The sequence below is a fragment of the Vibrio crassostreae 9ZC13 genome, from assembly GCF_000272045.2.
Lineage (GTDB): Bacteria > Pseudomonadota > Gammaproteobacteria > Enterobacterales > Vibrionaceae > Vibrio > Vibrio crassostreae_C.
Map to the genome: position 1 here is coordinate 1,827,534 of NZ_AJYZ02000019.1, position 23,428 is coordinate 1,850,961.

At 44.7% G+C, this 23,428-nt stretch carries 12 protein-coding genes; 8 read left to right on the plus strand and 4 right to left on the minus strand.

All coding sequences use genetic code 11. The features are described from left to right. Positions 1–30 precede the first annotated feature (30 nt). Positions 31–306: a nitrogenase-stabilizing/protective protein NifW gene (locus A136_RS09340; RefSeq protein WP_017065367.1), complete on the minus strand. Its 276-nt coding sequence runs from the start codon at positions 304–306 to the stop codon at positions 31–33. A 307-nt stretch (positions 307–613) separates the two neighbouring features. On the opposite strand from A136_RS09340, the gene A136_RS09345 reads away from it, so the two are divergent. The 3 genes from A136_RS09345 (at position 614) to A136_RS09355 (ending at position 4,532) form a co-directional block, all read left to right on the plus strand. Beyond that, the gene (locus A136_RS09345; RefSeq protein ID WP_017060332.1) at positions 614–1,708 is read left to right on the plus strand and encodes a NapC/NirT family cytochrome c; all 1,095 of its coding nucleotides are present in this window, start codon (positions 614–616) and stop codon (positions 1,706–1,708) included. 22 nt (positions 1,709–1,730) lie between these two features. Continuing rightward, entirely contained in the window at positions 1,731–4,178 is a 2,448-nt protein-coding gene (locus A136_RS09350) for a molybdopterin guanine dinucleotide-containing S/N-oxide reductase (RefSeq protein ID WP_017060333.1), read from the plus strand. 141 nt (positions 4,179–4,319) lie between these two features. Beyond that, entirely contained in the window at positions 4,320–4,532 is a 213-nt protein-coding gene (locus A136_RS09355) for a TIGR02450 family Trp-rich protein (protein WP_017065368.1), read from the plus strand. Between the two features lie 49 nt (positions 4,533–4,581). On the opposite strand, the gene A136_RS09360 is transcribed toward A136_RS09355, so the two are convergent. Beyond that, positions 4,582–5,319, minus strand: a complete 738-nt coding sequence (locus A136_RS09360; protein WP_017065369.1) for an HAD-IIB family hydrolase — start codon at positions 5,317–5,319, stop codon at positions 4,582–4,584. A gap of 641 nt (positions 5,320–5,960) precedes the next feature. Between A136_RS09360 and proV the strand changes: the two genes are divergently transcribed. From proV to proX, 3 genes are read left to right on the plus strand one after another with little or no spacing between them, the layout of a single operon-like run. Continuing rightward, complete coding sequence (proV, locus tag A136_RS09365) at positions 5,961–7,148, plus strand: glycine betaine/L-proline ABC transporter ATP-binding protein ProV (protein ID WP_017065370.1); 1,188 nt, start codon at positions 5,961–5,963, stop codon at positions 7,146–7,148. Between the two features lie 3 nt (positions 7,149–7,151). After that, the gene (proW, locus tag A136_RS09370) at positions 7,152–8,246 is read left to right on the plus strand and encodes a glycine betaine/L-proline ABC transporter permease ProW (protein WP_017065371.1); all 1,095 of its coding nucleotides are present in this window, start codon (positions 7,152–7,154) and stop codon (positions 8,244–8,246) included. Next, entirely contained in the window at positions 8,239–9,246 is a 1,008-nt protein-coding gene (gene proX, locus A136_RS09375) for a glycine betaine/L-proline ABC transporter substrate-binding protein ProX (RefSeq protein WP_017065372.1), read from the plus strand. The genes proW and proX overlap by 8 nt, the downstream gene beginning before the upstream one ends. Positions 9,247–9,450: 204 nt before the next feature. Here the strand turns inward: proX and A136_RS09380 are convergent, their stop codons facing one another. Then, positions 9,451–9,825, minus strand: a complete 375-nt coding sequence (locus A136_RS09380) for a YybH family protein (RefSeq protein WP_017065373.1) — start codon at positions 9,823–9,825, stop codon at positions 9,451–9,453. A gap of 141 nt (positions 9,826–9,966) precedes the next feature. On the opposite strand from A136_RS09380, the gene A136_RS09385 reads away from it, so the two are divergent. Next, positions 9,967–10,833, plus strand: coding sequence for a LysR family transcriptional regulator (locus tag A136_RS09385; RefSeq protein ID WP_017065374.1), 867 nt, complete (start codon positions 9,967–9,969; stop codon positions 10,831–10,833). 28 nt (positions 10,834–10,861) lie between these two features. On the opposite strand, the gene A136_RS09390 is transcribed toward A136_RS09385, so the two are convergent. Then, positions 10,862–12,721, minus strand: coding sequence for a helix-turn-helix domain-containing protein (locus tag A136_RS09390; protein ID WP_017065375.1), 1,860 nt, complete (start codon positions 12,719–12,721; stop codon positions 10,862–10,864). A gap of 306 nt (positions 12,722–13,027) precedes the next feature. Between A136_RS09390 and A136_RS09395 the strand changes: the two genes are divergently transcribed. Then, positions 13,028–23,422 (plus strand): DUF11 domain-containing protein, encoded by a 10,395-nt coding sequence (locus A136_RS09395; protein ID WP_017065376.1) that lies wholly within the window; start codon positions 13,028–13,030, stop codon positions 23,420–23,422. Positions 23,423–23,428: the final 6 nt, after the last annotated feature.

A 23,428-nucleotide genomic window follows, 5' to 3' on the forward strand; every position in this document is an offset into this window, starting at 1 on the left:
TAGTTCTCTACTTTGAGCAGTACTTCCTATCTATCGACGCTGACAAGTTGTACACCCACGACAGGCTGAACGTGTGTGGCGATCTAACTTGCTGCGTTGAACCTTACAATAAGCGTTTTTCAGCGCTCTTCGTCCAGAGAACCAATCATCGGGTTTTGACAGGATCAGATAACCATTAAAGCGTTTCATAAGCTCGACTCTATTTTGGTCGATGAACTTGCTATCAAACCCAATTTCGAAGTAATCAAGCGCTTGTTCAATCGAGGTGAAACTCGCCATTTTTTGTTGGAATTCTGTTTGGTTCATTGAGTGAGGAGTTTATGAAAAATAGATAGCCAATATTGTAATAGATTTACAATTTACTTCTTTGACTTAGAAAGCCGTTTTGTCTCGTTGATGTTGGATTAATCAATAATGAATATTTAACCGCTACTTCTTATTTGGTGGGTGATTGTATCTGGTGGGGAATAATTTCGTGAAGTGTCCTTGGGTTCTCATAAAGGTTCAATTTTTGTTCCTCAGAATGCGATTTATGATCCAAATCAAACTAATCTACCCCTAAAGTACTATTCTGATCTTAATTGTAACCAATTGTTGAAGATGATTAAGAATTATGACAATAAAAAAACGTTATATCGCACTAATAGCGGCGGTTGGTATAGGTATTGGCTGGTTAACCTTAGGGGGAACTGCAGCCGTTATGCACTATACATCGAGCACTGAGTTTTGTGTTTCTTGCCACACAATGGAAGCACCCCACAAAGAATACCAAGGTTCTGTACACTTCAGTAACGCAAAAGGCATTCGAGCTGAATGTGCCGATTGCCACATTCCAACTGATCCGATTGACTACGTGATCACCAAAGTAAGAGCGTCCAAAGACATCTACCACGAATTTATTTCAGGTAAGATAGACACGCCTGAGAAATATGAAGCACACCGTGAAGAGATGGCTGAGACAGTTTGGGCTCAATTCCGCGAGAATGACTCAGCGACTTGTCGCTCTTGTCACGAATTCGATGCAATGGAAGAGTTCGAGCAATCTCGTGATGCAGCAAAAATGCATGCTTATGGTCGTGAAAATAACCAAACGTGTATCGATTGTCACAAAGGCGTTGCACATTTTGCTCCTGAAGCTCAGCTAGATAGCAAAGCGTTCGATACCCTGATCGCATTTACGAAAAACACGCCAGCAGATGCGAAAGTGGTTTACCCAGTAACCGATATCGCAATGGGTGACTTCGGCAGTGTAAACCCAACAGCAGAACTGCAAGTGGTCAAGGCTGAAGGCGACAACCGTACTGTGACTTTGAATGCATTCCAAATGAAAGGTGCAGAGCAAGTGCTTTACTTCGGTGAAGGCCAACGTGCAATCGTTGCGACATTGACAGACAAAGGTCAAGAAGCACTGACTACTGGTGACTATAAAGCCGATGCTTACGGTAACGAGTGGCGTTCAGTTGCGCTAACGGGTGATATCACTTCTCCAGTTGTCGATAAACTAGACCCAATCTGGTCTTACGCAGAAGAGTTGGACAACGTTTACTGTGCAACGTGTCACGCGAAAATTCCTTCAAACCACTTCACTGTGAATGCTTGGGGACCTGTTGCGAAAAGTATGGGCGACCGTACAGACATTTCTGAGCAAAACCTTGAGCTGCTGACTAAGTACTTCCAAAACCACGCGAAAGACGTTGTTGGTCACTAAAGAGAATTAGAAGGATAAAATTATGACTAATATGACACGTCGTGGATTTATGAAAGGCACAGGTATTACAGCTGGTGCGTTGGCATTCACATCTTTGACGCCGATGAGCGCAATTGCTTCGGACAAACGTGGTTCTGGTGTTCTAACATCAGGTCGTATGGGACCAATGCTGTGTGAAGTGAAAGATGGCAAGTTAGTGTCGACGACGAATGCACTGGCACAAACGGTTCCAAATAGCCTGCAGACCACAGGCCCTGATCAAGTACACACCAAAGCGCGTGTTAAGTACCCTATGGTTCGTAAAGGCTACTTGGCTAACCCATCTGCACCTGAAGGTGTACGTGGTAGTGATGAATTTGTTCGTATCTCTTGGGATGAAGTGTACAAATTGATTCACCAACAACACTCACGTATTCGTCAAGAGCACGGTGCGGAATCTGTATTCGCAGGCTCTTATGGCTGGCGTTCAAGTGGTGTTCTGCACAAAGCGCAAACGCTTCTACAACGTTACATGAGCATGGCTGGTGGTTACTCTGGTCACTTAGGTGATTACTCAACAGGTGCTGCGCAAGTTATCATGCCGCACGTTGTGGGTTCGATTGAGGTGTATGAACAGCAGACGACTTACCCAGTTATCCTTGAGCACAGTGATGTGGTGGTACTTTGGGGCCTAAACCCAATTAACACCTTGAAGATCGCTTGGAGCTCAACCGACTGTGCAGGTCTTGAGTTCTTCCACCAGTTGAAGAAGTCGGGCAAGACAGTGATTGCGATTGACCCAATGCGCTCTGAGACTATCGAGTTTTTTGGTGACAACGCAGAGTGGATTGCTCCTCACCCAATGACTGACGTAGCCATGATGATGGGTATCGCACACACGTTAGTGAAACAGGGCAAGCACGATAAAGAATTCTTGGGTAAATACACAACAGGTTACGACGTATTCGAAGCTTACTTGATGGGTAAGGAAGACGGCGTAGAAAAATCTGCTGAGTGGGCGTCTGAGATCTGTGGTGTGCCAGTGAAGCAGCTTGAGCTACTTGCGGATATCTTCAGTAAGAACCGTACTATGCTGATGTCTGGCTGGGGTATGCAGCGTCAACAATACGGTGAACAACGTCACTGGATGTTGGTTACGCTAGCGACAATGCTAGGTCAAGTTGGCTTGCCTGGTGGTGGTTTCGGTCTTTCTTACCACTACTCAAACGGTGGTAACCCTGCTCGTGATGCAGGCGTACTTCCTGCGATTTCAGCGTCACTTGGCGGTGGTTCTTCGGCGGGTAACGATTGGGCTGTTTCAGGATCTGTGAACGCATTCCCTGTAGCGCGTATTGTTGAAGCGCTAGAAAACCCGGGTTCAAGCTACCATCACAATGGTCACAACCTAACGTTCCCAGAGATCAAAATGATCTGGTGGGCAGGCGGTGCGAACTTTACTCACCACCAAGATACCAACCGCTTGATCAAAGCTTGGCAAAAGCCTGAGCTGATTGTTATCTCAGAACCTTACTGGACAGCAGCAGCTAAGCACGCGGATATTGTTCTGCCAATTACTACATCGTTTGAACGTAATGATATGACGATGACGGGTGACTACAGTAACCAACACTTAGTGCCAATGAAGAAAGTGGTTGAGCCACAAGGTGAAGCTCGTAACGATTTCGATGTATTTGCGGACATGTCTGAGTTACTTGCTCCGGGTGGTCGTGATGTGTACACCGAAGGCAAGACCGAGATGGAATGGCTGTATGGTTTTTACAAAACCGCACAGCAAGGTGGTCGTGGTCAGCGTATCGTAATGCCTAACTTCAGCAAGTTCTGGGAAGATAATCAGTTGATCGAGATGAAGTGGAACGAGAAGAACGCACAGTTTGTTCGTTACGCTGATTTTCGTGAGAACCCAATCATGAACCCACTAGGTACACCAAGTGGCAAGTTCGAGATATTCTCAAGAACCATTGAAGGTTACCAACTAGATGATTGCCCTGCACACCCAACTTGGTTAGAACCAACAGAGTACACAGGCAACGCTAAAGATGGCGAACTGCAACTGATGACAGCGCACGCCGCGCACCGTCTGCATAGCCAGTTCAACTACGCGAAGATCCGCGAAGAGTATGCGATTGCAGACCGTGAGCCGATTTCAATTCACCCTGAAGATGCGAAAGCTCGAGGCATTAAAACGGGTGACTTGGTTCGTGCACATAATGGTCGTGGACAAGTATTGGTGGGTGCATTAGTGACGGATGGCATCAAACAAGGCTCTGTATGTATCCATGAAGGCGGTTGGCCTGATTTAGATAAAGACACAGGTCTATGTAAAAACGGTGGCTGTAACGTGCTTACGTTGGATATCCCGACTTCTCGTTTGGCGAATGGCTGTGCTGCAAACTCTGCGCTTGTGAAGATTGAAAAATACACAGGTCCAGTATTAGAACTCACGGCATTTGATCCACCTAAAAACGGCTAATCTTTAACAAGTAATAGCTAACTGAATGAAGCCAGCCTAATCGCTGGCTTTTTTTGATCCTTTTCTTGCGACGAAGACTATTACTCAGTGTCGGCTAGACAATCCATAATAATCAATGACATCTAAGCGAGAAATAAACTCATGAATCGAATCAATCCAAAGAAACTACTTCGCAGTAAATGGACGGCCGTTAGCCCTTTGAAGAAAGAAAAGCACTTTATGGTCACAGAAGTTGAATTTGATGAAGGGGAAGTAGTGCGCTGCATGATAGAGGCAGTAATGACTAAACGAGAAGAAAACATCAATTGGCGAGAGCTTACTGATAATCAAAATTGGCTCCCAGGCTGGAAGTAGGGCTAGAAGCCTGTTTGATTCTAATCTGTTGTTAATGGCGAACTGGCGTTTATCGGATACTCGACGCACGCCCTTGCCAGTATTTAAGGCCTTCTAAGACACCCTCAGCATGTGTTGCTCTACTCGTGTATACGTTGTCTCTATCCGATAGGTGAGCAACCTCTGGGTAATGGTTAGCAACCAGTATCGAGTTTACGCCTTCAATGGTGAGCATTGAGGTGTCGTTAGCTGAGTCACCTGCGACGCACACTTCTGCAACGCTCAAATCGTGTTGTTCGAGTAGGTGGTGAATCGCAGTCGCCTTGTTAACGCCTTTTGGTGTGATATCTAAGTACCAATCATGAGAGTAAGTCAGGTGAACATCTAATCCGTGTATCTCCAAGCTAGATTCAATCAGTTCGTGTTGAGGCTCTGAAAGCTTTCCTTCAAAGGTGATCTTGTAATCGCCTTGATGGTTTTCTATGCGCTCACCCATAAAATCAAGGGGGGCGAGAGCCGTCTCTACCTTTGATTTGTTCCAAGAAGCTTCCAGTTGGTTATGCCAAACATGGTCTGGTTTTTGGGAATGAACATGATGAATTTTGGTGCCCACATCGCTAATAATACTGTGTGGCTTCGGGTAGTTATCCGATTCTAAACCCATTCGAATCGAAGGTAATGTTCTTCCTGTCGCGATGATAAAGCGAATATCAGGTTGTTCTGTGAGGTAATCAAATAGCTGGTTAACACCGTGAGATGAGCCTCCATCAAGCGTACCGTCAAAGTCACACACCAACATTTTTATCATTCGAATTCCTTGTCTTTTTCTCTATTTCGTCACGGGGAAATGCTTATTTCTTCTATAAAGAATGGCTCAGCAATGAGCACTCTACAAGTTGAAACCCAGCTTAGATAATCACCAATTGACAGTTTGCAGCAAGTATCACAGTTGGTGTGATGTATTAAAATTCTTGGTCTAAAAGGTTGATTTCAACTCGCTGACTTTAGACGGTTGACCTTTGGTTTTTAGGTAGAGATTGAGAGTCGATCTTATCCTTGTTACCGAGCGAACTTTCGCCTCGGAAACATCATGAAAGCTTAATAAATAGTTCGTATTCGAATTATTTGTGCGCGAACTAATTGTGGCTTTTGTTGGTTCATTCAGCCTATTAATCACTCTAATGTAAAATTAATATTCAATAATCTACGACTACGTAATACATAATATTGGCCGTACGATTATCTAATTTATTCCTTTTATTATCAGTGGCTTGCTTTGTTTTTGCTTATTTTTTTGGTCTTGTTGTTGCTGGTCTGGTTTTAGTCTGTTGCCTTGTTTTACCGAGCGAAGAACCTTGATTTACACGTGTCAATTACTTAGAGTACTAATTGTTTTTCGGGTTTAAATAACCAATTTAAGTTTAAATAACTGAGAAAGGATTAGATTACATGGATCCCATACTGGAAGTTAAGGGACTGTACAAGGTGTTTGGTGAAGACACCGACCGTGCTTTTACAATGATTAAGGAAGGCGCAAATAAAGATAAAGTTTTCGAAGAAACAGGGCTAACGATCGGCGTTAACGATGTTTCTCTTAGTATCCAAGAAGGCGAGATTTTCGTCATAATGGGACTGTCAGGATCTGGCAAATCAACCCTAGTACGCCTTCTTAACCGCTTGATCGAACCAACCAAAGGCAATGTGCTTCTTCGAGGCAAAGACATTGCCCACATCTCAGAAGATGAACTCCGCGAAGTTCGCCGCAACAACATCTCGATGGTTTTCCAAAATTTCGCTTTGATGCCGCATATGACGGTCATCGAGAATGCCGCATTTGGTCTAGAGCTTGCGGGTGTTGAAGTTGAGCAACGAAAGCAATCAGCACTTGAAGCACTTGAACGTGTTGGCCTTGGCGCATATTCAGAATCTTACCCAGATGAACTATCTGGTGGTATGAAGCAGCGTGTTGGTTTGGCTCGTGCACTAGCATGTGACCCAGATATCTTGTTGATGGATGAAGCGTTCTCGGCGCTCGATCCTTTGATTCGTACAGAAATGCAAGATGAGCTTATTCGCCTTCAAAATGACGATAAACGAACCATTGTTTTTATCTCGCATGATTTGGATGAAGCGATGCGTATCGGTGACCGAATTGCGATTATGCAAAATGGCGAAGTGGTTCAAGTAGGTACTCCAGACGATATTCTTAATAACCCAGCCAACGATTATGTCGAAGCCTTCTTCCGCGGTGTGAACGTAGCAAGCGTGCTTACTGTGAAAGACATTGCGCGTAAGAAGCCAGCTGCGGTATTTAAAAAATCAGAACACGATGGCCCGGCGTCCGCTCTACAAATTTTGATGGATAACGACCGCGAATACGGCATCGTAGTTGAGAAGAGCAGCCGTTACTCCGGTATTGTCTCTATCGACTCGCTTCGTAAAGCTCACAAAGAGAACAAATCACTCGTCAGCGCGCAGATCGATGATGGATTAACGCTGAACCCTGATTTACCAATCAATGATGTGCTTGGCCTAGTTGGTGGTGTTCCTTACTCAGTGCCTGTTGTGGATGAGCAAGGTAATTACTTTGGCGTGGTGACTAAGTCACGACTGTTACAAACATTGGATAAGGGGTAGATCATGTCGTCTGAACAAACAAATAATGACCCATGGTCTCAATCGGCCCCTCCAGCTCAACCTGCAAGTGATCCTTGGGGTCAAGCGGCTGATACCTCACCATCAGCAGATTGGTTAAGCAGCGAAACCGTTGAAACGACACCTTTTGATCCACTTAACCCTTTTGCAGAGGCTGTGCTGCCTGTCGACACTTGGGTTGAGTCTGGACTGAATTGGTTAGTTGAGCACGGACGCCCATTATTCCAAGCGATCCGTGTGCCTATCGATTTTATTCTAAGTTCATTTGAAACGGCGTTGGTGTCTACGCCAGCACCATTCATGTTGATCATCTTGTTTCTAGTGGCGTGGCAGTTTTCAAACTTGAAGCTTGGCGTTGCAACGGCCGTGTCTTTGACTTTCATCGGCTTGATTGGCGCTTGGTCTGAAGCCATGACCACGCTTTCGTTGGTGATGACATCGGTCTTCTTCTGCCTGTTGATTGGTTTACCCATGGGGATATGGCTCGCCCGCAGTAACGCGGCGGCTAAATTCGTTCGTCCAATTCTGGATGCCATGCAAACCACGCCAGCCTTCGTTTACTTAGTACCGATCGTCATGTTGTTTGGTATCGGTAACGTTCCGGGTGTCGTGGTGACCATCATATTCGCACTTCCTCCTGTTGTTCGTTTGACCATCTTGGGTATTCAGCAAGTTCCGGAAGAATTGATCGAAGCGGGTCACTCATTCGGTGCAAGCAAAAAGCAGATGCTTTACCGAATTCAACTGCCACTTGCATTACCAACTATCATGGCGGGCGTGAACCAAACACTGATGTTGTCGTTATCGATGGTGGTTATCGCATCAATGATTGCGGTAGGTGGTTTAGGTCAAATGGTACTGAGAGGTATTGGCCGTTTGGATATGGGACTGGCCGCTGTTGGTGGTTTAGGCATCGTTATCTTAGCCATCTTATTAGACAGAATCACCCAAGTACTGGGTGTCAATGCTGGTAATACAAAATTACGCTGGTATCGCATGGGACCTGTTTCCCTTGTACTGAATGTACTTAATCGCGGTAACAAATCAGAACTTCAATTAAGGAAAAACACCAATGAATAATTCATGGAAGAGTAAACTCGCAGTAAGCATCGTTTCTACATTAGCGGTATCGACTAACGTGTGGGCAGCAAGCCTACCGGGTGAGGGCGTATCAGTTCAGCCTGTTCAATCGTCTGTAGCGGAAGAGACGTTCCAAACATTGATCGTTAACCGTGCTCTAGAAGAACTGGGTTATGACGTGAAATCAACTCAAGAAGTGGACTACAACGTAGGCTACACCTCGATTGCAAAGGGTGACGCAACGTTCCTAACGGTAGGTTGGTTCCCGCTTCATGCTGATAAATACACAATGGCAGGTGGTGATGAGAAATTCTACCGTGAAGGCCAATATGTAAGCGGCGCTGCTCAAGGTTACCTAATTGATAAGAAAACGGCTGAAAAGTACAACATCACCAACATTGGTCAATTAACTGATCCAAAAATCGCGAAGCTGTTTGATGCGGACGGTGATGGCAAAGCAGACCTAACAGGCTGTAACCCAGGTTGGGGTTGTGAGATGGTGATTGAACACCAACTTTCAGCGTTCAAACTGGACGATACGGTAACTCACAACCAAGGTAACTACGCTGCAATCATTGCAGATACAATTTCTCGTTACCAAAAGGGTGAATCAATCCTTTACTACACGTGGACACCTTACTGGGTAAGTGGCGTATTGGTGCCTAACGAAGATGTAGTTTGGTTAGAAGTTCCTTTCTCAGCACTTCCTGGCGAGCGTTCGAACGTTGATACGACGCTATCTAACGGCAAAAACTACGGCTTCGAAATGAACTCAATGCGCATTATTGCGAATAAAGAGTTTGCTAAGAACAACCCATCAGCAGCGAAGCTTTTTGAAATCATCAAACTTAACATCAATGATGTAAGCGCTCAGAACATGATGATGAGTAAAGGTAAGAACAGCTCTGCGGATATCGAAGCGCACGTAAACGGTTGGATCAAAGCGAACCAAAGCACGTTCGATGGTTGGATTACAGAAGCGAAGAAAGCAGCACTGTAACTTAGACTTGGATTTGTTCTGTCTTACCAGACACTTTGATTTGAAATGATGAGCGTGTTGAGTGATTGTGTAGAGTCACTCAATCACCTTCAAACCAAGTGAAAGGGCGACAAGAGTGAACATTATAAAGCCAGCAGTCCATTTGGATTGCTGGCTTTTTGTTTTCTGTTTCTATTTTTGAGCTTCTAGGTGTTAATTACAGCTCTAGCGTTCGCCTTGAACTTCGAAGTTGTCGCTGACTAAGCGAGCGCAGCCATCGGCTTCAAGTGCCCAGTGTTCATGATGTACAACGCCAAACGCTTTGTTCATTGTCCAGCTAGCGGTAAGAATGTAACCGCCTTCTGGGTGCTCTTCCCATTGAACGTCTGTGTAATCAACGTCTTTGAAGCCTTGGTCGATGATGTTTTGCCAAAATGCTTGAATCGCTTCACGACCTTCAAAAGTACCAAATGGACGCGCTTCCATTACACAGCTTTCAGTATATTGATCGGCACAACCTTTTGCGTCTTGGCTGTTGAATGCTTTCTGCCACGCGTTAATGCCTTGCTTACATGTTTCTAAAATTTGGTTGTCTAACATTGTCTTTCTCCATAACAGTATTGTGTCGGGCACTGTCTTTTTGATTTGGTATCTCGATAAGTTGAATTGAGTTTAGTCTTGGAAATTGATTTGAAAAACAGAGATAATAGAAAATACTGTTTGTAAAAAGAGAACAATAAGATGAGTAAGCTAAAGCAGATGTCGATTTTCGCTCATATCGTAGAGCAGGGTTCAGTCTCGGCTGCGGCTGAAAAGCTAGAGTTGTCTAAATCTGTCGTCAGTCAACATCTCAAAATTCTAGAACAAGAGTTAGGTGCTTCACTTCTTAAACGCACTACACGAAGACAAACTCTGACAAGCATGGGTGAGCGCTTTTATTTGAGTTGCAAAGACATCAATGTGATCGCTGAATCGGCTTGGGATATGGCAAAAGCTGAGCTAGAAGAGCCACAAGGCCGGATTCGTCTCACAGCTCCGAATGCCTTGATGGATTTATTGGTAGCGCCTGTTATTGCCGAACTGATGAAACAATATCCGAAGTTAAAGCCAGAACTGATAAGCGACGATCAGCATTTAGACTTCATGGAGCACGATATTGATCTCGCGGTACGAGTGGGCAGTTCTCGTGACAGTAACTTAAAGCAGAAGAGGTTAGGTGAGTTTAAAGATGTGTTATGTGGCGTTGAAAGCATGCGTGAACGTGAGCTTGAATCGATTCCTTACATTGCAAACTCTTGGCAGGGAAAGCAGGTGACTCATCATTTTAGTTCTCAAACTGAGCAGGACTTTGTCTACCAACAGCAAGCTAGTTGCGTCACCAATTCGTTCCACAGTTGCCTTGCACTGATTAAATCAGGTGTTGGTATCGGTGTGATTCCAGATTTCTGCATTCCTCAGTTATTTGGTGATGTTGTCGACGTGCTGCCAAGCTTTGAATTACCCACCAACACGGTTTATGCGCTAAATCCATTCGCTTCAAATACGCCTATCGCCATCAAGCTGTGTATCCATGCGTTGGAAGAAAAGCTTAAGCAGAATTTAGTATAAGCTTTCTATCGTTGGTAAAATCCGGTGCTTAACCATATTTACTAATAAAAGAAATAACATGTTTATTACTCAGTAATTCGATCTTGTCGATAGTCAGTACGCAATAGCGGTAGTTTTTTTTCTTGAAGGTAATGTTCGATTTTTCTTTTGTTGGTTCTGAGAATTTATAGATTTCAAACCCAAGGTTTTTCATCAGATCCAGTGCATTTGGATTTTTGATCATCATAGAGAATTTCTTGATCTTAGTATTGCTTGCAAGAAGCTTCATATCGGAAATCAGGTTCGCAATAGATTGTTCGCGCTTCTCAGAGTGACCGCTAACCACAATGTAATTTAAGTTCTGGTTAGAATCTAAAGAGCAAGCTTGCTTAATATGTAGATGCTTATTTTGGTATTGCTCGAACACCTCTTCGTTGAAGAAAAAACCTAGGCTATGACTAACAATATCGCCATTAACATCGACCATTTTTCTGCCATACGCCTTTTTTTCACTGCAATAGAGAAACAGATCTATGGTATCAAGGGCTGAAGGATCCATCTTTGTATATTGTGAAATCAGCTTTATTCTATCTATTACTGCTTTGTCATTCTGATCTGTCATTAGTGGCATGATCTGACAGTCGCAGCCTTCTTCTATTTCCCCTTTAGAGATAGACGATATTCGGCTTTGAAACGAAAAGAACCTCTCACGAAGGAAGTCTTCAAGCAATGCACTGTCTTCGTTATCTTCTGAATCAAAGGATTTCAACGTTGTATACAAGTCCAGACCAAGGCAGTCCAATAGCTTTAGGGCTTTGTAATTACTTGGTTTTACTTTGCTATTTTCCCATCGATTTATCGTTACGACATCTACAGAGCTGAATTCATCATCTAAGTGATTAATGTATGCCGCAAAATCCTTTTGCGTTAACTTCAATTTCTTGCGCGCTTCGCGCAGTAATTGCGGAAATTTCATCATGGTAGAATATTCATCTTTGATTAGTGACATTACGTTCCGATTAGTCAGATAGTCTATTTTATCAATCGTTAATATACAGTAGCTATAATATTTATTTTTGAATGTAATATTACATTTTTTAGCAGAAGGTTCTGAAAATTTAAATACTTCAAACCCCACACTCTTCAAGAGTCTCATCATATTGGGGTCTTTTACTAAAACAGAATATTTTTTAATGTTTTTGTTCTGAGAAAGTAACTGTATATCTGAAACTATATGCTCAATAACATGATCTTTTGTCTCTGAGTGTGAGCTTATATTAAAATAATTTATGCTTTTGCTTGAATTTAAAGAGCAGGCCATTCTTAGATCTAGCTCTTGAGTTTTTAATGTCTCAAATTGATGGTCTTCAAAGAAAAAGCCTACGTTGTGACTCACAATGTCGCCATCTACATTGATCAGTTTGTGACCATGTGCTTTTTTCTCACAGTAGTAGAGATATAAATCAATTTGGTCCAATGGCGAAATATCGACTTTTGTGAATTTAGAAAGTAGTTTGATTCTGTCGATAACGCCAGTGTCACACGGCTCTGACATTAAAGGCAGTGACTTAAAGTTGCGTTCGCCTTGTTGTTGATTCAGGCCTGATAGAGCTGAAATTCTACTTTGAAATGAGCCATAGGATTCGTTTAAAAACAGTTCGATTAGTGTGTCTTTTTGTTCGGACTTAAAGCTCTTTATTGTCTCAAACAAATCTCCGCCAAGGTGCTGTAAGATCTTGAGTGCTTTGTATGTACTAGGCTTTACCTTACTGTTTTCCCAACGATTTATCGTTACGACGTCAACCGCATTAAACTCATCGTCCAGCTGATTTAAGTAGGTTGCAAACTCTGTTTGTGTAAATTGAAGTTCCTTTCTGAAGTTACGTAACAACTGTGAAAACTCACTCATTAAAACATTAACCTTCTGATAATTAACTCAATGTCTTGATTCTAGTTTAGACATCGGATTCTCTATTTAACATCTTCAGTAATTTGTTTTTTACGGATGTTAATTGTTCGGATTATTTGAACTGTATGTTGCGCATGTCCCTAACAGGCTAAGTGCCAAATTAGTGACGTCAAATCTATGGCTTTTTGCCTAGACACTTGTCAATCTACTGTGAAGTGCGCGTTAATGTTTAGATACAATCTTGCCTTTTTCTTATCCATTCTATTGTTTCCATTTGCCTCCTATGCGGATACAACGGGTCTTGTTATGGATCTGTCTATTGACAGCGTGTCTTACGACAACGACCAAGAGGTGGCTTATACGCTTGTTTTAACGAATGAGTCGGATAAAGCTATCGCTGAGTTGGACGTTAAAGATGAGCTGTTAAATATCTTAACGACAGATGACCAAGGAAATAATGCTAACGCGTTCTCGCAAGTTTCGACTCAAGCGCAATCCTCCTTCCTGTCATCTCCAGGTGATTACAGTCGCTTCGGAAACTTAGATGCATCAGGTGTGCGTATTGCGGCTGGTGGGTCGGTGACCTACACCATGGTCGCCACCGTTTCTGCTGACGCAGCCGGTACGATTGATAACGTCGCAAGTGCGAGCACTGGACTATTGGATGCTGTTGAATCAAATACAGAATCCATTCAGCGTGGTGTGTACCAACATGATGTTGTTGTTTCAGTCGATAAGACGAACTATCAACTCAATAACAAACTCACCTACAAGATTAAGGTTTCGAACACTGGCGATACGTTTATTCAGACGATCGACGTTCAAGATGTCATTTCAGACATAAAGGCACTCAATATTGAAGGGGCTTTGCAACAAGCCTTTACTGACAACGTTAACTCAGTAAGCAAGGTTGAAGGCAGCAAAAGCGATCCAGGCACCTTCGCCGAATCAGGGGACTTATCAGTAAGTGCTGCGTCGATTGATATAGGTGGGTCAGTGACTTACGAAATTCAAGCGACCGTTGCCGACAATTTAGTCGGCGACATTGTTAATGACGGTATAACCGCTGAAACACGCGATGACTTGGTCACAGTGGATGAGGTTATCACTCCACCCACTGAGCCTAGTATCACCCTGACACATACCTTGAACCAATCGGATAACTACCTAGTCGACGATGAGTTTTCCTATACGGTCACGGTTGCTAACCAAGCAAACACTGGTATCGCGTACCATTATTCGGTTCAGCAGTTTCTTGCGGATCTTGAAACCGATCTAGGCAACGATGTCAGCAACGAAAAGAACGCAACTGACACGGTTGGTAACCCTTACGATTTTTGGACCAATGAAGTGACCTCGATCGGTTCTAATAGCCTTTCTGAACTCAATGCATCTGGAAAGGAGTCCAACAAGTCACTAGAAGACAAAGTGTCTATCTATCCCGGTGAGCAGATTGTTTATTCCGTTGTGGTGGACGTTAGCCCTGTGTCTATTGGTCAAATTCCCCAAGTTGCAGCCCGAGTGGTTGATGCTGATGGCCACGCAGATTCTGGCGATGCTTTGGCCAATATTCTCGATTCGAAAGACGTTCTGACGACGTCATCAAGTCAAATTACACGTAATAAGAACACCACAGATACGACTTATGTTCCGGGGATAGTCGGTGATAACGAAGTGGTCTATGACATTGTTATTTTTAACAAGGACACAGAGTTCTTCGCCAACGATATCGAAGTTGTCGATAAATTTGCTTGTATCGTGACAGAGCAAACGGATGGCTCTAATGCTTCAGCATTTTCCGAGTGGAAGCTTGAAGTCGCTGATAGAAGTGGTGAAGGATCGAATTATGGTTCATTTAATTACAATACTTGGACAACAAACGACATCAATTTGAAAGTCGACCTCGCACCTGAGGGCTTCGTTCATTATAAGCTGACCGCAAAAGTGGCAGACACCAGTGTGGGGCAGATTGTTGATGATGGTACCGATGCCGGCTTGTGCTTAGGGGATAACTTAGGCGAGTCGGGTTCTGGCGTCCAAATGCCAAACTCGAAATTAAAGGTCCAAAAGGAAGTGGATTCTCGTTACTACTCAGCTGGCGGTACCCTGAACTACGACATCACGGTAGAGAATAACGGTGACGGCTATGCGATTGATATACCGGTTTATGATGATTTAGTCTCTGTCATGACTCAGTCTATTAATGATACACCGACTAAAGCGTATTTGAGCTGGATTATTACTGCGAAATCTTATGCCTCTGACGGCTCAATTTCGACAAACAGTGATCCCGGCTTTACTGATGACATAGAAGGTAATCAGAAGAATCAAAAGATCTTAGATGTGAAGGCAAAGCTAGCTCCACACGATAAGATCGTTTATAGCATTGCCGCGACCGTAAACCCCATTGCCGATGATGAAATCCGTAATGAAGTGACGGTTGACAGCGTACTTTATTCCGATAGAGGCTCATACCCACGAGATTACTACTTAGTATTGGATAAGCGTGTTGATGGTCATGACGAACAAAACGCGTATACCGACACCACCAATACTGTCACTTATACGATCAGCATTACCAACCCAGCAGGGAACGGTTTCGCCTCTAACATCAATGTTAAAGATGAAATCAGTACCATAGAAGCAGAGTTACTTCACGAGCCGGGTGAAACCAAGCCCGTGTTCTCTTCGTGGACGATCAGTGCAGAAAGAGAGGCAGACTCCCCGTGGGTGAAAGCCGTGACTGACCCTGGATCGTTCTCGGATAACAATGATCTGGATGCCACCGCTCAGATCCCGCCAGGTGCGACGATTACTTATACCATTGTTGGGACACTCGATCGCAGTGTCGACAGTGAGATTCTTTGGGGAGCATTCACCAATACCGCAACAGTGACGGGACCAGATACTAATCTATCGGATACGGTACGTACCTATCCTAGCGAGCCGAATCTTGTAGTCGCTAAGACCGCTCAAAATACCGACTTTGTTGTAGGTGAGCGCGCTACGTTCGATATTTATATCTATAACCGCGGTGTTGGCTATGCAAATGACGCAACGGTACAAGATAGTATTTCAGCGCTTAACTTCTTTAATAGTTGGACAATTGTAGGTTCGACCAACACAGATAAACCGGGTTCTCGTTACGGTGACATTGCTAACGACACTGACATCGATACCGACGTTGATATCACTCCCGGAGGGTGGGTTCACTATGAGGTGAGCGGCATTGTTAAGTCTGACTATGAAGAAGAACAAGTATCGAACCGTGTTGATGTTTACGATCCTATTACAGACCGTGACCACAGCTCTTCCGCTCAAATAGATAACTCACACAGTACCTATGACATCAATGTTTCATTAGCCAAAACGACCGATGTTGTCCGCTACACGCCGGGTGAAGATCTCACCTACACCATCGTTATTGGCAATAACAGCGACACTGATGAGACCGATCTTATCTTCATGGATCGCCTGAGTGAGATCACTACTACGCTAGCGAATGATAAAGATGGTGAAGTAGAAGATGTTCTTAATCAAAACCCGTTTGACTATTGGTCTGTTGATACTGGCTCTGGTTTCGGCCCTCAAACGACTGAAGATGTGGAGTTCCCAGTTTCAATTCCGGCCAAAGACTTTGTCACGGTGCGTATTAAGGCGCATGTCAAAGACAATGCGGTATCTAACGGTGTAGCGGACAGAGACGGCGGCATAATCCGCAACGAAGCCGTGCTGATTCATGATGATAATGCCGGTTGTACTGACGATTGTGAGTATGCCAAACGTGCCGTGGCTGAAAACCATCAGGTACATAATAACGGCGGCGTTGTTCGCACTACTAACATTAACCGCTACTCTCCGGGAGATGAGTTGACTTATACCATTAGGTACAACTCTCAAGATGGACATGGTTATCGAAACAACGTAGACGTTAACGAACTGATTAATGACATATCAGTGGAGCTACAAGATGGCAATTCAGGTAATCCATTTTTCGATGATTCGGTAGGTTCAAACAAGTTTACGGTGGCGGTTGCTAAGAGCGATCCTGCGAACGCGGGTACAACAGATGGTACCAAAGACGGTGATGTTGCGAACGACACTGACATCGTAACCTCGATTGATATCGATGCTGGCGAAGACGTGACTTACACAGTAACAGGTACCGTAAGACCGGATGCGGTCGGTGATATTCATTATCGAGATACCGTCGTGATTCCCGATGGCTACCATTTAGATTTTGATAAAACGACTGATGAAGCGGTGTACGAGCCCGCTCAAACCGTGACCTATCACTTAGTGATTGAGAATGACGGCAAAGGTAACGCTCACGATATTCCAATCGTCGATAACCTCGAAGATATTACGGTCAGCTTAGTGGATGGTAATACAGGACCAGCGTATTCAGATTGGACCATCACATCGATCGCAACTGGAACTGATTCTGAGTATGTGGATGCGGGCGCAGGTGCTGGCAATGTTTACACATCAACCAACAGTAACCTAAATGTTGAAGCCGATATTCCGATGGGCGCTAAGCTTGAGTACCAAGTTGTCGCGACCATCAATGACAAAGCCAATAGCGATGTTGTTAACGTTCTAACCGTCGATGGCGACACGATATCTCATAATATTTCGCAAACTGTTCGCCAAATTGATTACGAAAAAAACATTCTCGCTTACTACGATACGGATGGTAATGAACTAGCTGGCGCTACTAACTACATGCCTGGCGGCTACATCGAGTATGAAATCCTAATCGAGAACATCGCATCGGCGCACGTTGATGACATCAGTTTACGTGATGACATCGACCAAATAACCACTCAATACTTTGATGGAACGCGTGGCCCTGCCTTTGATAGCTGGACGATTGAAACTTTCGCTGATGGATCGGGGATTTCAGATCCTGATGTAGATAACTCGATTAAAGACAATCAACCGATTGATACGCACTTGGATATATCGGCAGACAACTTTGGCGGTGTAGTATTGTCATCGTTTGTGCGTTACGTCATCAAGGCCAAAATCAGTCCAAAAGCAGTAGGTTCTTTCACTAACCGAGCGTACATCGATGAAGATGACGGAAATGAACTAATTGCCGTATCTCCACCTGCAAAGATGGCTGAGCCTGAAATTTCGTTCTCTAAGAAAGCATTTTATGACGCAGGCCTCTCCTCGGCAAAGACTGAGTATTCTCAAGTCGCTGGTGAAAGTGAGGTTTACTACCGAGTTCAAATTAAGAACACGGGTAATGGTATTGAGTATGGTTCTCGCCTTGAAGATACTATTTCTGCAATTCAGACTCGCATTGCAGAAGATGCCTCGACGTCTGGCACTGACCCTGTCGGCCAGCCATTTTTATCTGGTTGGGAAGTGCAGCTAGAAAAAACGGCAGCGGTAGGTTCGATTACAGACGCGGTTGACTTCGTTTCTGGTAATAACGTCAATATTGATAACGACATTGTTATCGCGCCTCAAGAAAGCCTAACGTTCACCATCCATGCTGAGATTCGTGAGGATGCGTTGGGCGATATTCAAAACAAAGCGAATTATGACGGTAAGGTTCGTACTGCGACTCTAATGCCACTAGGAAATAATATCAGTGTTGAAAAACGCGTGGTGTCGATTAACGGCAACCCGTTCAATGATGGGGATACCTATCTGCCGGGTGACGAAGTTGAGTATGAATTTGTGGTCACTAACACTGAAAACGGTTGGGCGAATGATATTCAAATCAAAGACACGGTAAAGGATATCCAAGTTGAGGTTATTGGCGGAACAATGGAGTCTGCCTTTGTTTCGGGCGATATCATTCACGAAATCAGTAATGGTATTGATGCCAACGTCGATACCTATGTTCCTAGCTATAACCCAAACAATAACCTGAATATTGAAACCGATATTGCCGCAGGTGAAATACTGACGTTTAACTTAACGGGTGTTATCCGTGATGACGCTTTGGGAACTATCGAAGCCAACCGAGTGACGGCAGAAAATGAGTCTGCGACGTCAGAAACTATCCCACCTCAAGAAGCTGAGCTCGACTATTTCAAAACCTTGGTTTACACCGATGGTGAATCGGCTGGTTGTTCAGTTCCTTCAAACGATGGCAGTAGCTGTACCTACGCACCTCGCGGGGATGTTGAGTATCAAGTTACGCTAGAGAATACGGGTGATAGCATCGCGAATGACGTGAGTGTTATCGATGCTATTCATACCATCAAAACCGAAGATGGTGATGATGCGTTCTCTGAATGGACCATCGCGATTGCTGTGGAACCTGTTGGTTCTTATGACGTACGAGGTAACTACAACGGCAGTGTACCATTGAATGCAACTGTCGACCTTCGCCCAGGTGAGCACATTGTATTTGACGTGAAAGGCAGAGTTTCTACGTCAGCGACAGGTACCATCACCAATACAGCACAAGTGAATGGCGATAACACCAACGATATTGTCCTCAACCCTGGCCGCTCGAACATTCTAGTTGATAAGTGGACAGATACACCTACGTACGTACCTGGTGGAACGGTGAATTACTACATCGATATTACCAACGATGATGTGGATTCTGGCCTGTTTTCAATCCGCGACATCATCAGTGGCTTCGAAGTCGAAACTGTCGATGGTTCGATGCAAACCGCACTCACGGAGTGGAGCGTCGATTACAATGTGCTTTATAACTCCGCGCCATCAGACCCTGACGCTAATGATTTTTCAGAGTTAGATAAGCTAGTTGGTCAAAACAGTCCAGACATCGATTTACCTGTTGAATCGATCAAGATGGCTGGGCGTGACGATGCTGGTACGGGTGGTGGTGATAAGTACACAGCTGTCCGTATTCACGTTCAAGGTAAGGTTCGTGATGATGCGATTGGGCGCTTTACCAATACGGCTTATCTACGACATGGTTTGGACGATTCGAAGATCGCTCGCTTACGAGAAGGCTTTATCACTCCGAAGTCGGGTCAATTGGTTCTAACCAAAGAAACGACGCCAATTGCAGAACCTGATGCTAAGTATCAACCGGGTCAACCTATCTCATACAAGATCACCGTGGCTAACACAGGTGAAGGTTACCTTGTCGATCAAGTCCTGACGGATCGCATCGATACCATCATGACAGAGGTGGCTAACAGCCCAGATCAAGAGCAAGCGTTGACAGGTAATTGGATCATTAGCGACGAACAGCTTGATGGCAGTGGCGATCCAGCCCTGAACGCTCGCAAAGATGTGGTTAATAACGCACAGGGTTATAGTGCGACTTACAGCATTCACCCGGGTGACAGTTATTCATTTGTCGTGACCAACACTGTTAATGATAAGGCCAAAGGCGAGATCACTAACGTCGTTAAAGTTGATAGCGACGACGGTGAGCACTCTGCAGACGCGACCTACATTCCAGAAGATGCGCAAGTTGAGATCACTAAAGATGTCGATAAAGCAGAGTACCTTCCGGGAGAAACACTTCAGTACACCGTGACCGTTAAGAATAACGGCTTAGGTTGGGCTGAAGATGTTGCTATTGAAGATGCGCTGAAGTCGGTTGAAACCACGATTGCAGGTGGTACGACTGAACAAGCTTTTGACCCTGCTTCAATCCAAATATCGGCGGTATCGACAACCGGTGAAACCCCAGTACCGGATGCAACCCGTGGTGAAGACCTTCATGAGACGCTCGATATTGCGCCTCAAGACAGTATTGTTTTCACTATTCAAGTTGCGACTAATCCGTTGGCGACAGGCGATATTACTAACATCGCATCAGCGACCTTTGACGGCACAACATTTGATGACAGTGCTACCAGTACACCAGTGTTGGCGACGGTTTCGGTCAAGAAGACGGTTGATACGCCATCGTATGAAGTAACCAAGCTGATTAACTACGACATCACCGTAACCAACAGCTCTGATGCGTTTGCATCTGGTGTTCAACTTCAAGACATCATCAGTGACATTCAAGTCGACACGACCGCGGATAAACAAGAGTCGGCATTCCTACTATGGGAAGTGAGCTTTGACGCCTCGGATGATCGCTCTGTTGTCACTCCCAAGACGTTCGACTTGAGTGAAGATATCGATGTGAGTATGGATGTGGCGCCACAAAGTACCGTGACATTCCATGTTAAGGCGTTGATTCGTACGACGGCGATTGGCGATATCAGTAACACGGCAACCATCACTTATAACGGAACACCACAAGACTCAACGGTAGTCATGACACCGAAAGACTCTGAGTTTGTTGCGACGAAAACTAACGTACAAACCGAGTATGAGCCGGGTGGTGAGCTGGAATTCTTGATTACCATTAAAAACACCTCTAACAACTACATCAGCGATTTAAGTGTTGTCGATGACATGAGCACGATAGAGGTGGGCTATTACGATGGTACCACTGGGCCTGCTTTTGTTGCTGGAACCACTTCTTTGGTTGTTGAGTCAACCACGGTAGGAACGACGACGGAGCAAATTAGCCCGATTGAGTACAGTGTGGATATTGCACCGCACGGCACAGTTGTGTTCCGCTCAAAAGGCACCGTAGTCGATACCGCGACCGGACACATCATTAATACTGCGCAAGTAGATGGCGGCGATGTTATCAGTCCTCCAGTTCAAACAGTTGCGGCTGTGGTTCAAGCTGAGCTGTTTACCGATGCCCCGTATTACGTGCCGGGAGAGCAGGTTGAGTATCACTTAGTGGTGCAAAACATAGGCCGAGGTATAGCCAAAGATGTCGCGCTTTACACCCAGTTCTCTGAATCCATGGGTGATCATATTGATGGTAATTTTAGTAATGCGTTTGATGAATGGACACTAACGGCAACATCAGAAGGGGCTGAAACTCAACCTGGCACCTTTGATGACGACAAAGACCTGTTCACCTTGGTCGACATATCGCCGGGCGGCAAGATTGATTACACGTTCACATTGACGGTCAACGAAGACATGCTGACTAATATCGATGTGCTTGGATACTACCTCGACTTAACTGGTAGCCCAGCGATGCGCGCTCGTTCTAAAGGCATGTTGGCCTCTGAAACCTCGATGCAGGCAGTGGCAGATCAAGTATCTGCTTTGGATTTGCCGCCAGTGGGTGCTGATCTGGTTGTTGAAAAACGTTCTGATAAGCCTGAATACACCGAAGATGACGACAGTGTCACTTATTACTTAGCCGTGACCAACAACGGTCAAGGTAACGCGGCTAATGTTCGTCTAACCGATGAGATCAGTGGACTACAAAACAGCACAGGTAATAAAGTCTTTACCGATTGGACAATTGAAGGTGTGGAAGTCGACGACTCGGGCGCGGTTATTCAGCGTCATTCTTTCCCGTCGAATAAAGACTTAGACACTACCGTTAACCTGAAATCCAACAAACGAAATGCTTACGCGTTTGAGGTCGTGGGTACGCTAGGTAAGGGCTTGGATGACGACATTACCAATACCTTTACGGCGACCGAATCTGACGGTACCGAAACCAGTGACAGTGTAACTACTCATATCAAGAAGATTCCTGATAATTCTGGAGAGTTGGAGCTGACCAAGTCTGCGTTGCAAGATACCGCGCAAGTGGGTGATGCGGTTGAGTACGAGATCATCGTTGAGAACAACAATGAATCTTACTTTAAGAACGTGACTGTGGAAGACCGTTACCCAGGTGGTCTGAAATACATCGTGGACACATCAGAAATTGTGCTAAGCGGCATTGATGGTGAGTTCGGTACGGAAGACGATCAGGTTATCTCTCAAGATCCATCAGATACGGGCAAGTTAATGTTCACATCGTTGAACTTTGATCCGGGCGAGAAGCTGCGTATTCGTTACTTATTGCGTGTGTCGGTAGGTGCCACTTTTGGTGATTACATCAACACCGCAGTAGCGAAGGTTGATGGCTCGGCTGTTTCTAATGAAGACACCGCCAAAGTGACCATTGAGCCGGACAAGGTGTTCGATACCTCATCGATCATCGGTAAAGTTTTTGAAGATCATAACAAAGATGGATTCCAAGCTGATGCAACCGCGTTTGATGTTGAGCTAACTGCGAACTTAGCAACACAAGGCTACATCGCTGATTCGACGCACATCATTCGTGATGGTCAAGACGTTGCTATTCAAGATGGTGCGATAACCACTGCACTTGAACAAGGTTTGGAGCTTGGTGACCTTTGGGGACATTCAGTGAACCGAACACTGGCAGAAACCAGCAAAGTGGTGATTCAATTTAAAACTCGCACACAGCAAAGCTTTGATTTCTACGTCACAACCGATGCGGGCTCTCGTATCGAGTTCGACGCACAAGGTCAGATTCAGTTTAAGCATGAATCGGACAAGAAAAAGGGACTGAGCGCGGAAAACCTCAACGTAACCAGAAACCTGTATCGCGATGGCGAGGATTACCTGTGGGAAATCGTTATCGAGAACAAAGGTATTTACGAAGATGGTATTCCGGGCGTTAAGTTGATGACGGTTGAGGGAATCGTTATTTACACAGACCAGTACGGTCGTTACCACGTGCCCGACCAATGGGTACTCAATAAGAAAGGTAAGAACTTCCTCGTGAAGTTGGACACTGATTCGCTCTCCACCTCCATGGAAGTGGTGAGCGAAAACCCAAAAGTGTTGCGAATTACCCCGAACAAGCTCACCAAGTTCAACTTTAGCGTTCATCGCAAAGACCAACAAAGTGAACAGAAGTAAGCCATT

What these genes read in the sequence shown, in the direction of transcription:
- A136_RS09340 (WP_017065367.1), bottom strand. Translation starts at nt 306, where the DNA reads ATGAACCAAACAGAATTCCAACAAAAAATGGCGAGTTTCACCTCGATT.
- A136_RS09345 (WP_017060332.1), top strand. Translation starts at nt 614, where the DNA reads ATGACAATAAAAAAACGTTATATCGCACTAATAGCGGCGGTTGGTATA.
- A136_RS09350 (WP_017060333.1), top strand. Translation starts at nt 1,731, where the DNA reads ATGACTAATATGACACGTCGTGGATTTATGAAAGGCACAGGTATTACA.
- A136_RS09355 (WP_017065368.1), top strand. Translation starts at nt 4,320, where the DNA reads ATGAATCGAATCAATCCAAAGAAACTACTTCGCAGTAAATGGACGGCC.
- A136_RS09360 (WP_017065369.1), bottom strand. Translation starts at nt 5,319, where the DNA reads ATGATAAAAATGTTGGTGTGTGACTTTGACGGTACGCTTGATGGAGGC.
- proV (WP_017065370.1), top strand. Translation starts at nt 5,961, where the DNA reads ATGGATCCCATACTGGAAGTTAAGGGACTGTACAAGGTGTTTGGTGAA.
- proW (WP_017065371.1), top strand. Translation starts at nt 7,152, where the DNA reads ATGTCGTCTGAACAAACAAATAATGACCCATGGTCTCAATCGGCCCCT.
- proX (WP_017065372.1), top strand. Translation starts at nt 8,239, where the DNA reads ATGAATAATTCATGGAAGAGTAAACTCGCAGTAAGCATCGTTTCTACA.
- A136_RS09380 (WP_017065373.1), bottom strand. Translation starts at nt 9,825, where the DNA reads ATGTTAGACAACCAAATTTTAGAAACATGTAAGCAAGGCATTAACGCG.
- A136_RS09385 (WP_017065374.1), top strand. Translation starts at nt 9,967, where the DNA reads ATGAGTAAGCTAAAGCAGATGTCGATTTTCGCTCATATCGTAGAGCAG.
- A136_RS09390 (WP_017065375.1), bottom strand. Translation starts at nt 12,721, where the DNA reads ATGAGTGAGTTTTCACAGTTGTTACGTAACTTCAGAAAGGAACTTCAA.
- A136_RS09395 (WP_017065376.1), top strand. Translation starts at nt 13,028, where the DNA reads ATGGATCTGTCTATTGACAGCGTGTCTTACGACAACGACCAAGAGGTG.